Source organism: Spongiactinospora rosea (assembly GCF_003315795.1).
Lineage (GTDB): Bacteria > Actinomycetota > Actinomycetes > Streptosporangiales > Streptosporangiaceae > Spongiactinospora > Spongiactinospora rosea.
On sequence record NZ_QMEY01000008.1, the window covers coordinates 270,662 to 284,316 of the forward strand.

At 70.2% G+C, this 13,655-nt stretch carries 12 protein-coding genes; 7 read left to right on the forward strand and 5 right to left on the reverse strand.

All coding sequences use genetic code 11. From position 1 onward, the window contains the following. Window positions 1–277: 277 nt before the first annotated feature. Both DP939_RS20980 and DP939_RS20985 read left to right on the forward strand, forming a co-directional pair. A complete protein-coding gene (locus tag DP939_RS20980; protein ID WP_113982424.1) occupies window positions 278–970 on the forward strand; it encodes a hypothetical protein in 693 nt (230 codons plus the stop codon). 22 nt (window positions 971–992) lie between these two features. Continuing rightward, window positions 993–2,219, forward strand: a complete 1,227-nt coding sequence (locus tag DP939_RS20985) for a metallophosphoesterase family protein (RefSeq protein ID WP_113982425.1) — start codon at window positions 993–995, stop codon at window positions 2,217–2,219. 19 nt (window positions 2,220–2,238) lie between these two features. Here the strand turns inward: DP939_RS20985 and DP939_RS20990 are convergent, their stop codons facing one another. Then, window positions 2,239–3,219, reverse strand: coding sequence for a helix-turn-helix transcriptional regulator (locus DP939_RS20990; protein ID WP_113982426.1), 981 nt, complete (start codon window positions 3,217–3,219; stop codon window positions 2,239–2,241). 339 nt (window positions 3,220–3,558) lie between these two features. On the opposite strand from DP939_RS20990, the gene DP939_RS20995 reads away from it, so the two are divergent. After that, window positions 3,559–6,144, forward strand: a complete 2,586-nt coding sequence (locus tag DP939_RS20995) for a molybdopterin-containing oxidoreductase family protein (RefSeq protein ID WP_113982427.1) — start codon at window positions 3,559–3,561, stop codon at window positions 6,142–6,144. Between the two features lie 3 nt (window positions 6,145–6,147). Here the strand turns inward: DP939_RS20995 and arsB are convergent, their stop codons facing one another. From arsB to DP939_RS21015, 4 genes are all read right to left on the reverse strand, one after another. Then, the gene (gene arsB, locus DP939_RS21000) at window positions 6,148–7,245 is read right to left on the reverse strand and encodes an ACR3 family arsenite efflux transporter (RefSeq protein WP_113982428.1); all 1,098 of its coding nucleotides are present in this window, start codon (window positions 7,243–7,245) and stop codon (window positions 6,148–6,150) included. 8 nt (window positions 7,246–7,253) lie between these two features. Continuing rightward, on the reverse strand, window positions 7,254–7,604 hold the full coding sequence (locus tag DP939_RS21005) for an ArsR/SmtB family transcription factor (protein ID WP_199565306.1): 351 nt from the start codon (window positions 7,602–7,604) through the stop codon (window positions 7,254–7,256). A gap of 128 nt (window positions 7,605–7,732) precedes the next feature. Beyond that, window positions 7,733–8,422 carry an arsenate reductase ArsC gene (locus DP939_RS21010; RefSeq protein ID WP_113982430.1) on the reverse strand — a complete coding sequence of 230 codons (690 nt, stop codon included), beginning with the start codon at window positions 8,420–8,422 and terminating at the stop codon, window positions 7,733–7,735. 382 nt (window positions 8,423–8,804) lie between these two features. Further along, a complete protein-coding gene (locus DP939_RS21015; RefSeq protein WP_113982431.1) occupies window positions 8,805–9,197 on the reverse strand; it encodes an ArsR/SmtB family transcription factor in 393 nt (130 codons plus the stop codon). Between the two features lie 78 nt (window positions 9,198–9,275). Between DP939_RS21015 and DP939_RS21020 the strand changes: the two genes are divergently transcribed. The 4 genes from DP939_RS21020 to DP939_RS21035 all read left to right on the forward strand — a co-directional run bounded on the left by DP939_RS21020 (window position 9,276) and on the right by DP939_RS21035 (window position 13,643). After that, on the forward strand, window positions 9,276–10,358 hold the full coding sequence (locus DP939_RS21020; protein WP_199565307.1) for a flavin-containing monooxygenase: 1,083 nt from the start codon (window positions 9,276–9,278) through the stop codon (window positions 10,356–10,358). Window positions 10,359–10,554: 196 nt separating this feature from the next. Further along, entirely contained in the window at window positions 10,555–11,955 is a 1,401-nt protein-coding gene (locus DP939_RS21025) for an FAD-dependent oxidoreductase (RefSeq protein WP_113982433.1), read from the forward strand. Window positions 11,956–12,025: 70 nt separating this feature from the next. Next, the gene (locus tag DP939_RS21030) at window positions 12,026–13,258 is read left to right on the forward strand and encodes an MFS transporter (protein WP_113982434.1); all 1,233 of its coding nucleotides are present in this window, start codon (window positions 12,026–12,028) and stop codon (window positions 13,256–13,258) included. A 37-nt stretch (window positions 13,259–13,295) separates the two neighbouring features. Further along, complete coding sequence (locus DP939_RS21035) at window positions 13,296–13,643, forward strand: ArsR/SmtB family transcription factor (RefSeq protein WP_113982435.1); 348 nt, start codon at window positions 13,296–13,298, stop codon at window positions 13,641–13,643. The last annotated feature ends 12 nt before the right edge of the window (window positions 13,644–13,655 follow it).

Genomic DNA, 13,655 nt, shown 5'->3' on the forward strand with positions numbered 1-13,655 from the left:
TGACGGCAAGCGACAAAGAGAACGGGCGGGACTCCGTGGGACTGGAGGCCCGCCCGTACTTGTGCTGCCTGTCCTGGTCAGCGGCTGAGTCCCGCGCCCGGGTTCGAGGCCACACGATCGTGGGCGTTCCGTGGCAGGAATGTGCCCGGCAGCTTGCTGCCCGATGGTCGTACTTTGCCCAGGGCGACCGGCGGGAATGACGTAGCGCGATACGGCCGGCCACGGACATCGGCCGGCGCTACTCCAGCACCTGGTGGTCCTACGAATGGGGAGAACCATGCAGTTCGATCGCTCGGCGGTCATGCAGGTTTTGAGCGATGTCAGGGAACTCGGCCTCGTCAGCGAAGTGGAGCGGAGCGAGATACTTTCGGTGTTCACGCCGGAGTTTCCCTATGCGGCGATGCTGCGGCACACCGACTCCGTGCACGCGCACATCAAGGTGGACGACGTCGATGCGCTGCCGCACCTCCGGCTGAAGGAACTCGGATATCGCCCCGAGAACGCCGAGCCCGGATACATCAAGTACACCACGGACGCCGCGATCCACCTCATCTTCTCCTCCATCCCGATCGCCCAGGACGACAACCTGCCCGGTGCCGTCGTCCTGTCGAAGCCGTTCATGGACCACGTCGGCATAGACATGCGAGACGAGGCCGCGCCGACGTTCGTGGCGTTCGAGAACGTGCCGGCGCGGGCGGCCGAACTCGGCTGGCGTGAAGTGCCCCAAGGGGATTCCGGTCCCGTCCACTGCTGTCACACCCAGGTCAAGTCCAAGCACTGGGTCTACCCTCCGGAGGGGTGGCAGGGATGGCGACGGCCGATCGAATTCGCCTTCGGCACACTCGTGATCTTCGACAAGAAGATGGGGTGCGACCTTCGCCCGCTCGACCCCGGCCATCGGCTGGCCGAGAAGGGTTCGCCGTGCTGCGGCACGGCCGTCGCGTCGCCCGACACCGCTTCGGCCCGGTAAGGCCAAAGGGCGGGGTGAACGGATGAGGATCGCCGTCTGCGGCGGGGTCTATTCCAATCCATGGGCCCTTCGCGCGTTCGTGGCCGACGCCCGCCGCAACCGCGCTGATCGCCTGTACTGCCTGGGCGACCTCGGTGGGTACGGGACCGAGCCGAACGCGGTCTGGCCGCTGCTGGTCGATAATGACGTCACCTGCATCGCCGGAAACTACGACGTGGCGATCGCCGCGGCGGACGAGGATTGCGGCTGCGGATATCGGGACCCGCGCGACCGGGAATTCAGCGCGATCATGTACGACTTCACCCTGCGTAACACCGATCGCCGGTTCGCCGCCTGGATGGGCGGCCTGCGAACCGAGCGGAGAGAGAAACTGGCGGGCTGTGATGTCCATTTCGTGCACGGCTCGACCATCGGCCTCAATGACTTCTGGTGGGAATCGCTACCGGAATCCGAGCATGTCCGCCGGGTGGCTGCCAGCGGCGCGGACGTCATCCTCTGCACCCATTCAGGACTGCCCTGGATCCGCCGTGCCGGATCAAGCCTGGTGGTGAACGTCGGGGTCATCGGGAAGCCCGCCAACGACGGTGACCGGCGAGTCCGGTACGCATTGATCGATCTCGACGATGGTGCCGCGAAGGCGCAGATCGTTCGCCTTCACTACGACTGGCGGTCGCAGGCGAAGGCGTTGCGCGATGCCGAGTTCCCCGGCGCCTTCGCACGCACCATAGTCACCGGATGGTGGACCACATGCCTGGAAGTGCTGCCTGCCGCTGAGCGGGCCGATGGGCTTTTCCACGTTTACGACTCCAGCGTCCCGAAATTGCTGAAAGCCCTCGGGATCGACGAGGACGCCTGGCCGGACCCCGATCCCGCCATCCCTGTCCGTTCCCTGCGGGGTTCACCCCTGCTGCCGGACCGCATCTGGTACGTCGATCCCCCGATCGAGATCGACGAACTGGCGGAAGCGGGAGCCGCCCGCGAAATCACCCCTGTACGTCCCGGCCACGACGCCCCGGCGATGCGCCCATTCGGCGAATCTCGGTTGCCGCTCCCAGAACTGACCCTCACGGCCGAGGGATGGGCGTGGCACCCGCAACTGGTCGATCAGGCGCCCTTCCTGTCACACCCCGCCGAACTACCGTCCGCCGCGACCTTCGCGCATGCGGCCCGACGCAGAGCCGTCCGGCTTTTGCTGGAGGAACTACAGGCCCAGAACATCCTGCTGTCACCGATTCACTGCGCCGGCTGAACGACCGAGGAGTACAGCCTTAACAGGTGATCCAGCCGCGTTCCGCGGCCCTGACCCCTGCCTCGAACCTGCTTCGCGCACCCAGTCGCTCCATCAGGCCGGCGACTATGCGGCGGTGGGTCCGGACGCCGATTCCCAGCATCTTGCTCGCACGCTGGTCGGTCAGACCCTGCGCGAGCAATCGAAGGACTTCACGCTCTTGTGAGGTGACACCGTCCTCGCTTGAGATGGCGGCCTTCACCCCGAAGGGGGTCGCAGAATGCCAGATCTGTTCGAAAAGAGCGGACAGCGCCGCGATGATGCCCGCCCCGAAAACCTCCACGGCGCCTTTCGGCTGCTCCAGCGGATCGACCGGGACCAGCGCCACCTCACGATCGAAAATCACCGCCCACACCGGCAGTACGGGCGCGGTGCGAATTTCGCCCTGGGGCCGAGGCAGCCGGCGAATGTGATCGAGCACGGAAGAATCGCCGCGCGCGCTCTCCTGGCAGATGGTGTGGATGACCACGCCCCTGCCGAGGAGGAGGTCATCGACCGGCCGCCACGCGTCCAGCATCGCGGTCGCCTGCCGCCCCGGGAGGATCGCCAGGCGTTCGCGTTTGGCCTGACGGCTCAGCGTCCCAAGGCGCGCCTCGACCGCGTACATGCCGTCCAGGCGGTCGTATCCATGGCGCGCCCCGGTGACGCACAACCGGTTGTATTCGTCGATCAGGCGGTTGACCGTCTGCTCGGTCGTGACGAACGCCTTCTGCCGGTGCAGGAGGTCCGCCCGCTGCCGTTGCAGCAGCATATGAAGCGCGACGCTGGGATCGGCCGGCCGAAGGAAACCCCGCGACCTGTGCACCAACGAGAGTTCGACCAGTGCGTCGACGGCCTGCTCGACGCTCGTCTCCGAAACGCCGATCTCGGCGGCGATTTTCGCGGTGTCCCATTCGGGCCGGCGGAGCAGGAGGCGATAGACGGCGTCGGCGTGGTCGGACAGGCCCCATTGCTGAAGCATGCTTCCCCCAGGAGCACCCGGTTCGTGACAAAGACCGTTCGGTAAGGCACCGCCTCGACTCGGTCATATCAAACGAAAATGACCCGGAGGGATTTTCTCCCGCGCCCGGCGGTGGCCGTGTGTGACGATGGAGTGACCCGATCGTGATCGGTGGGGTCGTTGACGCCCACCGTGGCCCTGGGCACTATGGAGCTTGCATAGAAGGCCATCTATAAAGACGGCCTTCTATACCAACATGTATCGATATAGCGACATCGGTACTCGCACGTCTCGTACCACGCCCGGCCCGAAATGCCGGTCGGGCGACCGATCGCCATCGCACGTGGACGGGAGCACGCCATGCCGACCTCCAACTCCCCCGCCCAGGACGACCAATGGCCGCACTCCGATCCTGTACCGCCGTCGCGACGCTCCCTGCTGGGCGGCGCGCTGTGGTCGGGCGCGGGGCTCGCGGCCGCCGGACCATTACCGCTTGCACCGCCCACGCTGTTACCCCGGTCCGAGCACGCCGCCGCGTCGTTCGCCCCCACGCCCGCGACCGGCGGTGTGGACGGCGGACCGCTGCCGGACTTCTCCCGTGGTTCGGCGGCGCTCACCCCCGACAAGACCGTCACCAGCGCGTGCCAGTTCTGCAACAGCGCCTGCGGCCTCACCGTGGGGCTGAAGGCGGGGCGGATCATCGACATCTCCGGCCGCAAAGACGATCCGGTCCAGGACGGCAACCTGTGCGTCAAAGGGCCGATGATGACCGAGCTGCTGTACAACCCGCTGCGGCTGACCACCCCGCTGCGCCGGGTCGGCGGCGCCAAGGGCGATCCCGCCTCCCGGTTCGAGCCCGTGTCCTGGGACCGGGCGCTGGACCTGATCGCGGACCGGTTCCTGCGGCTACGCGATCAGGGCGAGGCCCGCGCCATCGCCAACCGCACCACCGGCCGCCTGCCCCGGGGCACCGGCTCCCTGGTCCACCGGCTGTTCGGCCTGCTGGGCAGCCCCAACGACACCGACGTGGGCCCGGTCTGCAACGACGCCGGCGGCAACGCGCTGGCCGCCACCTTCGGGCTGGGCAACTTCACCAACGGCTACGGCATCGACGGCGCCACCGGCAAGGAGGACCTCGGCGCGGCCCGGTACCTGCTGCTGCTGGGCACCAACCAGGCCGAGACCCACCCGGTGACCTACGCCCATCTGCTGCGTGCGCGCCGCCGTACCGGCGCCCGCCTGGTGGTGGTCGACCCGCGGCAGACCCCGACCAGCGCCTTCGCCGACGAGTGGGTCGCCCCCAAGCCGCACACCGACTTCGCCCTGGTGCTCGGCATGCTGCACGAGATCATCACCGGGAACCTGTACGACAAGGCGTTCGTGACCCGGTGGGTGCTCGGTTTCGAGGAGCTGCGCGAGCACCTGATCGCCAGGCGGTACACCGCGGACTGGGCCGCCGGGGTGACCGGCGTCCCGGCCGCCACCATCCGCCGCCTCGCGGTCGAGTACGCCGTCGCCAAACCGGCCGCGATCTTCTGCAACGCCGGGATCTCACACCAGCTCGGCGCCTTCGACACCTACCGGGCCATCGCCATGCTGGCCGCGGTGACCGGCAACATCGGCGTCCCCGGCGGGGGCTGCAACTTCATGCACAACACCTGGCCCGGCGGCCTGGACCTGCCCCCGCTCACCGTGGACACCCCCGCGCCCGGCCCGGCGCTGCCGGTCGGCCCGGACGCCTTCGCCGAGGCCATCCTCACCGGCCGCCCCTACAGGCTCCGCGCCGTGGTCACCGAGGGCAACCCGCTGCTGGCGTCGGCCAACACCGCCAAGGTCCGCCGCGCGTTCGCCGAACTCGACTTCTACGTCTACACCGGCCTGTTCATGGAGGAGGCCGCCTACTACGCCGACGTGATCCTGCCGGTGTGCAGCGGCCTGGAGTTCGAGGGCGTCTACATGCGCCGCGACGACCGCGCCATCCGCTGGCAGGACGCCGCCGCGCCCAGGGTCGGCCAGGCCCGGCCCGACACCGAGGTGTGGATCGGCCTGGCACACGCCCTGGCCCGCCGCGACCGCGTCAAGCCGGCCTCCTACTGGCGAGACGCCTTCCCCGAGGCATGGCTGGACTACAAGAACCTGTGGGCGACCTTCATCGCGCACACCCCCGGCGCCGCGGGCATGACGCGCGAGCGGATGCGCCGCCGCGCCGAGCCGCTGCGCTGGCCGTGCCCGAGCACGAGCCACCCCGGGGTGAGCACCCTGTACCTGGACCACCCCTCCTGGTACCAGGCCGCCGCCGCGCTGGACCCGGCCAACGCCGGCAAGCGCTTCCTGACCCCCAGCGGCAAGGTGGAGATCTACACCCCCGCCCTGCACGCCCGGCTCGAACCGAGCGGGCACGGCGCGCTGCCGGTCTTCTTCACCCATCCCGAGGTCACCGGGGCCCACCCCACCATCGCCTACCAGGACACCTTCATCGCCAACCCGGTCAATCCGCAGGCGCTCACCCACCCGGTGCGCATCGGGGTGCCGGGCGACGGCGAGGTGCACAAGCGTTTTCCGTTGATGGGCATGACCGGCCGTCCCAGCGTGGCGCACTTCGCGAGCGTCACGCACTGGACGTTCACCGGCGTACGCCTGAACGGCGTCCGCCTGGCGCAGATCCACCCCGACACCGCGCGCCGCAACGGCATCGCCGACGGCGACGCGATCGTGGTGGAGAGCCCGCGGGGGTCGGTACGGGCGACCGCGTCGCTGGATCGGGGCATCCGGGCCGACACGATCTTCCTGCCCAACACTTTCGGGCCCGCCCAGGAGGTCGGCGACCTCTTCGGCAACCCGCGCTACGAGGCCGCCAACACCCTGGTCGATGACGCGTTCTATGACAATCTGTCCGGCCAGCAGGCGTACAAGTGCTTCGCCTGCCGGATCCGCAAGGCGGGCTGAGCCTCAGCGGCGAGGTGCCGGAGCCGGTACGGGCGCGCCGAACAGCCGGCGGGCGGCCAGGCTGACGTACACCAGGCCCACCAGCACCGGCACCTCGATCAGCGGGCCGACCACCCCGGCCAGGGCCTGGCCGGAGGAGATCCCGAACACTCCTACCGCGACCGCGATGGCCAGCTCGAAGTTGTTGCCGGCGGCGGTGAAGGCGAGCGTGGTGGTCCGGTCGTACCCCAGGCCGATGGCCCGGCCGGTCAGGAAGGCGCCGCCCCACATCAGGGCGAAGTAGGCCAGCAGTGGCAGCGCGATCCTGGCCACGTCCGCGGGGCGGGCGGTGATGGTGCCGCCCTGCAGGGCGAACAGGACGACGATGGTGAACAGGAGCCCGTACAGCGCCACCGGGCCCACCCGGGGCAGGAACCGGGCCTCGTACCACTCCCTGCCCCGGGCGCGTTCGCCGAGCCGGCGGGAGAGGTAACCAGCGGCCAGCGGGACGCCGAGGAAGACCAGCACGTAGAACGCGATGTCCCAGGCCGACACCGTCAGCGCGGCGGCCCCCGGCAGGCCCAGCCAGCCCGGCAGCACCTGCAGGTAGAACCAGCCCAGGACGCCGAAGGCGACCACCTGGAAGATCGAGTTGATCGCGACCAGGACGGCGGCGGCCTCGCGGTCCCCGCAGGCCAGATCGTTCCAGATGAGCACCATGGCGATGCACCGGGCCAGCCCGACGATGATCAGCCCGGTGCGGTACTCCGGCAGGTCGGGCAGGAAGGCCCAGGCCAGGGCGAACATCACGGCCGGTCCGGCGATCCAGTTCAGGGCCAGGGAGGCGATGAGCATGCGGCGGTCGCCGGTCACGCTGCCGAGCCGGTCATAACGGACTTTCGCCAGCACCGGGTACATCATCAGCAGCAGTCCCAGCGCGATCGGCAGCGATATCCCGCCGATCTTCACCGCCTCCAGCGCGCCGTCCAGCCCCGGCACGAGGCGGCCGAGCAGCAGGCCGGCGGCCATGGCCGCGATGATCCAGACGGGCAGGAACCGGTCCAGCACCGGCAGGGCTCCGATCAGCCCCGCCGGGCGCGGCCGGGCCGTGGTAGCGCTCATGTGCAACCTCACACGGTCGTGGGCACGTTCAGCAAACCCGAAAGTTCGCCGAGCGTCTCGGGCACCAGCCGGTAGTAGACCCAGGAGGCGCGGCGTTCGCTGGTGAGCAGGCCGACCTCCTTGAGCACTTTCAGGTGGTGGGAGATGGTCGGCTGGGAGACGTCGAAGGCGCTGGTGATGTCGCACACGCACACCTCGCCGCCCGCGTGGCTTGCCACGATGGACAGGATGCGCAGCCGTACGGGGTCGCCCAGCGCCTTGAACACGCGGGCCACGGCGGCGGCCCGGTCGGTGTCCAGCGGCTCGCGCATCAGCGGCGGGCTGCAGTCCAGGAGCTCAAGTGGCTGGCGTGGCGGCATGGTCATTCCCTTTCGGTCACCCCGACCGGTAACGGCTTCCAACAGTATCTATATTGGCAGCCGTCTATAAGACAGCGCAGCGGCACGCTTCGGTGACAGTCAGGTGACGGGGATGGGCTGACGCCAGGTCAGCCGCGGGGCGGCGAGGCGGAGGCGGCGGACGCCGGGCCCGGCACTGGGACGCCGAGATCGCCCAGCAGCGCGCGTACCCGGTGCTCGATCTCGTCGCGGATGGGGCGCACCTGGTCGAGGGACTTGCCGTTCGGGTCGTCGATCTCCCAGTCCAGGTAACGCTTGCCGGGGAAGACCGGGCAGGCGTCCCCGCACCCCATGGTGACCACCACGTCGGCCGCGCGGACGATCTCCTCGGTCCACGGCTTGGGGAACTCGGAGGAGATGTCGATGCCGCGCTCGGCCATCACGGCGACGGCGGCCGGATTGATCTCGACCGCGAACTCCGACCCGCCCGACCAGGCCACCGCGTGCTCACCGGCCAGGTGGGCGAAGAACCCCAGGGCCATCTGGGACCGCCCGGCGTTGTGGACGCACAGGAACAGCACGATCGGCCGGCTGTCGCTCCTGCCCTCCACCCGCGCCAGCGCGTGCAGCCGCTGCCGGGCGAACCGCTCGGCCAGCAGGGGCAGGAAGTTGGCCACCGCCGCCTTGGTGGCGAACTGCTCGTAACTTGAGTGCAGGAACCGTTCGATCGTCTCGGTGCCGAAGACTCCGGTGAAGTCCTCCCGCAGCCGCCGCGCGGCGGTGGACAGGGCGAGCTGCTGGTCGATGGACAGGTCCTCGCGCTGGTAGGCGCCGGTCATGGACACTCCCCTGCTACGTATCGATGCGTACCTATTTCGACTCTCATCGATATTGACACTCATCTATAGAGTAGGAGGTGAACGCAGGGTAAACAATTATCTCGTTTACTACGATACCGAGATGAATCGCCCTCTGAGTCATCAAGCGGGGCGAATGCATACGAGTCGGGATAGATGGAACGGCCAGCCGCCAGGATTCCGGCCTCCCTGCCGGAAGAGCCGTCCCTGACGGCCGCACCAAGATCGTCCGGAAGAGCCGTCCCTGACGGCCGCACCAAGATCGTGCTGGCGCCGTACCGACTTCCTGGACCGCTGTGCGTGCACCCGCGCCGACGCCACCGATGGCCTGTGCGCCTTTCACGAAGGCAGTCAGGCCTGCATCTCAGCAGCAGTGCTGCAGGAAGGCCTGGAGCTCGGCGAGCGCGGCGGCGCTGGCGTGTTTGTCGGCGCGGTAGAGCACGGTCTTGCCGTCCTTGCGGGAGGTGAGGATGCCGCCGCGCCGCAGTTCGGCCAGGTGCTCGCTGGTGCGGGGCTGGGCCAGGCCGGTGGCCTCGGCGACCTGGCCGACGCTGAGTTCGGCCCCCTGGGCGAACAGCAGCATGACGCGCTGGCGGGCGGGGCTGGCCAGGGCTTTGAGGAAGGCGTGCACGGCGGGGCTGAGATCGGTCACCGCCTGCTGCGCGCCGGCGGGCGGCACCGATGAGGGCGGGCAGCATGGCCCGTCCGCTGCCTGCGGACCTCTGGTGATGCCCGAATCGGCGCCCTTCGAGGTCATGTGTCCTCCTTAGCTGCCGGAGCCACCATCATATCGTTGCTTTGACATATCTAAAAACAGCGATATATGGTCCGGGTCATGACCACATCCCCGCACCCCGTCGTCATCATCGGCGCAGGCCAGTCCGGCTTGGCCGCCGCCCGCGCCGCCCAGAACGCGGGCGTGCGTGCGCTGATCCTGGAAGCGGCCGGCGAACCGGGCGGCTCCTGGCCGCAGTACTACGACAGTCTCACCGCGTTCTCACCCGCCCGTTTCAGCGCGATGCCGGGCCTGGACTTCCCCGGCGACCCCGACCACTACCCGCACCGCGACGAGGTCACCGCCTACCTGCGCCGCTACGCCGCCACCCTGGACACCGAGATCCGCGCCGGCACCCGGGTGCGGGCCGTCCAGACCGCCGAAGGCGGCGGATTCACCGTGCGCACCGCCGCCGGGCAGGACATCGCAGCCGCGGCGGTGGTCGCGGCCGGCGGCTCCTTCACCCGCCCGATCCGCCCCGCCCTGCCCGGCGCGGAATCCTTCACCGGGCAGGTGCTGCACGCGGCCGACTACCGCACCCCCAAAGACCTGGACGGACGGCGGGTGGTGGTGGTCGGCGGCGGCAACTCCGCCGTGCAGATCGCCTACGAGCTCACCGGCCACGCCCAGGTCACCATCGCCTCGCGTGCCCCGCTGACCTTCCTGCCGCAGCGGCGCGAGGGCAGGGACGTGCATCACTGGCTGACCTCCAGCGGGTTCGACGACCTGCCGCCGGCCTGGCTGCTGCCCCGCCTGCCCGGGCGGCCGGTCATGGACACCGGCGACTACGCCGCCGCGGTGGACTCCGGCCGGCTGGTACGCCGGCCGATGTTCACCGCGCTGGACGGCGAGCACGTGGTGTGGGCCGATGGCACGCGCGAGCGCGTCGATGTGGTGCTGTGGGCCACCGGCTACCTGCCCGACCTGGGATACCTGGCCCCGCTCGGCGCGCTGGACGCCAACGGCCTGCCGCTGCATGCCGGCGGGCTGTCCCTCACCCACCCGGGCCTTGCCTACCTCGGGCTGGAGTTCCAGCGCTCCTTCGCCTCCAACACCCTGCGCGGGGTCGCCGCGGACGCCGCGTACGTCATGGGCCCGCTGGCCGCGCACGTCCGCGACGCCCCGGCCCGGGTCGGCCTGTGACCGGCGGGCGCTCGCGACCCGCCTGATTCGACGCCCGGCTAATTTGACAGTTCTCTAAGCAGTGATTCATGATGGCTGCTAGTTCGACAATCTTCTAAACAGTGGGGTGGGGTGCGGTGTGCAACGCGCCACCGCCCGTACCGGTCGGCCGGACCCGAAGCACCCCGTTCTCACCTGAACCCAAGGAGACACCGTCATGAGCGACGGCTGCTGCGGCACCACCGCCCTCGAACTGGAGCAGATGGTCAACGGCCCCGACGCCGGCACGCTGCCGATCGTGGTGATCGGGGCCGGGCCGGTCGGCCTGGCCGCCGCCGCGCACCTGGCCGAACGCGGCATCGACTTCCTCGTCCTGGAGGCCGGTGAGCAGGCGGGCGCGTCGGTGGCGCGGTGGGGGCATGTGCGGGTGTTCAGCCCGTGGAAGTACGACATCGACGCCGCCGCTCGCCGTCTCCTTGAGGCCGCCGGCTGGAACGCGCCCGATCCCGAGTGGCTGCCCACCGGGGCCGAACTGATCGACGGCTACCTCGCGCCGCTGGCCGACCTGTTCGGCGAGCGGGTCCGGCTCCGCGCGAAGGTGACCGCGATCAGCCGACTGGGCCATGACCGGGTCCGCACCAGCGGCCGTGAGGACGTCCCCTTCCTCGTTCGCCTGGCCGGCGGCGAGGAGCTGCACGCCCGCGCAGTCATCGACGCCTCCGGCACCTACGAGACCCCGAACGTGCTGGGCGCGTCCGGGCTGCCCGCCCACGGCGAGGCCGACGCCGGCGATCTGGTGGACCACGCGCTGCCGGACGTGCTGGGCACGGACCGGGAGCGGTACGAGGGCAGGCACGTCCTGGTCATCGGCGCGGGCCACTCGGCCGCCACCACCCTGCTCGCACTGGCCGGACTCTCCGACGACACCCGGATCATCTGGGCGATCCGCGCCGGTGGCGCGGCCCGTGCCTATGGTGGCGGGGAGGCCGACGCACTGCCCGCCCGCGGGGCACTCGGCACCCGGCTGCGCGCGCACGTCGAATCCGGCCGCATCCACCTGCTGACCGGGTTCTTCACCCACACGATCCGGCGGGAGGGCGAGCAGGTCACCGTGATCGGCCGCGACCCGTCCGGGGCCGAGCAGGTCATCGTCGCCGACCGGGTGATCGCGGCGACCGGCTACCGTCCCGACCACTCGATCGCGGGCGAGCTGCGGCTGGATCTGGACCCGATCCTGGGGTCCACCCGCGCGCTGGCCCCGCTGATCGATCCCAACGCCCACTCCTGCGGCACCGTCCCCGCCCACGGGGTGGACGAGTTGTCCCATCCCGAGCCGGGTTACTACGCCGTCGGCGTGAAGTCCTACGGCCGCGCCCCGACGTTCCTCATGGCCACCGGGTATGAGCAGGTCCGCTCGGTGGTCGCCGCGCTGGCCGGGGACTGGGAGGCGGCCCGCCAGGTACGGCTGGACCTGCCCGAGACCGGCGTGTGCTCCTCCAGCCTCGTCCAGGCCCAGGAACAGCGGGTCGGGCTCGCCACCGGCATCAGCGGCGGTCTGCTCGCCGCCCCGCTTCCACTCGTCACCGCCGATGCCGGCGAGGGCGGCTGCTGCGGCTGACCCGGCCACACCGGCGCGACCGGAGGAAGAAGATCACCATGCGCATCCCGCAGCCGCCCGGCGGACCCGCGTGAGCACCACCACCCAGGCCGCCGCCCCCGAGATCGAGGGCGACGACGGGTCGCGGTCCCGGCACGGACGGCGGCTCGTCGCCGCCCTGGGCGTCACCCAGACCATCGGCTACGGCGTGCTGTACTACGCCTTCTCCGTCTTCCTCACGCCGATGGCCGCCGACCTCGGCGCGTCCCCCACCCAGGTCGCCGCCGCACTGACCGGCTCGGTGCTGATCGCCGCGCTGTGCGCCCCGGCCGCGGGCCGGTGGCTGGACGCCCGGGGCGGACGCGGCCTGATGACCACCGGCTCCGTCCTCGGCGCGACGGCGGTGCTGGCCTGGTCGGCCGTGCAGCACCTGTGGCAGCTCTACCTCGTCTTCGCCGTCGTCGGCATCGCGTGCGCGATGGTGCTGTACGAGGCGGCCTTCGCCGTCATCGTCGCCTGGTACGACGGCGATGAGAAGGGCCGCGCGGGCGGCCTGCTGGCGCTCACCATCATCGCCGGGTTCGCCTCGACCATCTTCATCCCGCTGACCGGCCTGCTGGTCGAGACCTACGGCTGGCGGCACGCCCTGGTCGTGCTCGCGCTGGTCTACGGCGTGGCGGCGATCCCGTTGCACGCCCTGGTCATCCGCCGCCGCCCGGCGGCGGCCCGCACGTCCCAGGCCGCCGGCGAGCGCGCCGACCTGGTCAGGACGGCCGTACGCCGCCGCCCGTTCCGGCTCCTGGTCATCGCCTTCACCGCCAGCGGCGGCGGCGTGGCCACCGTCGCGGTGCTGCTGGTCACCTACCTGATCCACCTCGGCCACCCGCCGGTGCTCGCCGCCACCCTCGCCGGGCTGCTGGGCCTGCTGTCGGTCACCGGCCGCCTGATCACCACCGGTCTGCAACGGCGGCTGCCCACCGCGCTCATCGCCGCCACGATCTTCGCGGTGCAAGGCATCGCCGCCCTGCTCCTGCCCTTGTCCGGCTCGACGGTCGCCGGGGCGGTCGGCTGTGTACTGGGCTTCGGCCTCGGCTTCGGCATCGCGTCCATCACCCTGTCCCACCTGCTCGTCCAGCGGTACGGCACCGCCGCCTACGCCTCCCTGTCGGGACGGATCGCCCTCTTCTCCGTCGCGGACAAGGCCCTGGCCCCGCTGGGAGCGGTCGCGTTGGCACAGGCGGCCGGGTACACCTGGGTGATGGCCGCGGTCGCCACCGCCTGCGCGATCGCCGCGGTGTCCCTGATCGCCTACCACCGCATATGATTTCGATGAGGATCGAAATATTGAGGAGGTGGGGGTCATGACCGCCGTCACGATCGAGTGCTGCCCGCCGATCGCCCGCCGGCCGTTGGATGAGACCGAGGCCGCCGAGCTGGCCGTCCTGCTGAAGGCCGTCGCCGACCCGGTACGGCTGCGGCTGCTGTCGATGATCGGCTCCAACGCCGGCGGCGAGACCTGCGTGTGCGATCTGACCGTCGCCTTCGACCTCACCGCGCCCACGATCTCCCACCACCTGAAGATCCTGCGCACCGCCGGCCTGATCGACGGCGAACGCCGCGGCACCTGGGTCTACTACCGACTCATCCCCGAGACGGTGACCAGGCTCGGTACGCTCTTCACCCCCTTGGCCGAGACCGCCTCCCAGTAAGCAGCCCTGGAA

Coding starts and splice junctions, on each gene's coding strand:
- DP939_RS20980 (WP_113982424.1), top strand. CDS start 278: ATGCAGTTCGATCGCTCGGCGGTCATGCAGGTTTTGAGCGATGTCAGG.
- DP939_RS20985 (WP_113982425.1), top strand. CDS start 993: ATGAGGATCGCCGTCTGCGGCGGGGTCTATTCCAATCCATGGGCCCTT.
- DP939_RS20990 (WP_113982426.1), bottom strand. CDS start 3,219: ATGCTTCAGCAATGGGGCCTGTCCGACCACGCCGACGCCGTCTATCGC.
- DP939_RS20995 (WP_113982427.1), top strand. CDS start 3,559: ATGCCGACCTCCAACTCCCCCGCCCAGGACGACCAATGGCCGCACTCC.
- arsB (WP_113982428.1), bottom strand. CDS start 7,245: ATGAGCGCTACCACGGCCCGGCCGCGCCCGGCGGGGCTGATCGGAGCC.
- DP939_RS21005 (WP_199565306.1), bottom strand. CDS start 7,604: ATGCCGCCACGCCAGCCACTTGAGCTCCTGGACTGCAGCCCGCCGCTG.
- DP939_RS21010 (WP_113982430.1), bottom strand. CDS start 8,422: ATGACCGGCGCCTACCAGCGCGAGGACCTGTCCATCGACCAGCAGCTC.
- DP939_RS21015 (WP_113982431.1), bottom strand. CDS start 9,197: ATGACCTCGAAGGGCGCCGATTCGGGCATCACCAGAGGTCCGCAGGCA.
- DP939_RS21020 (WP_199565307.1), top strand. CDS start 9,276: ATGACCACATCCCCGCACCCCGTCGTCATCATCGGCGCAGGCCAGTCC.
- DP939_RS21025 (WP_113982433.1), top strand. CDS start 10,555: ATGAGCGACGGCTGCTGCGGCACCACCGCCCTCGAACTGGAGCAGATG.
- DP939_RS21035 (WP_113982435.1), top strand. CDS start 13,296: ATGACCGCCGTCACGATCGAGTGCTGCCCGCCGATCGCCCGCCGGCCG.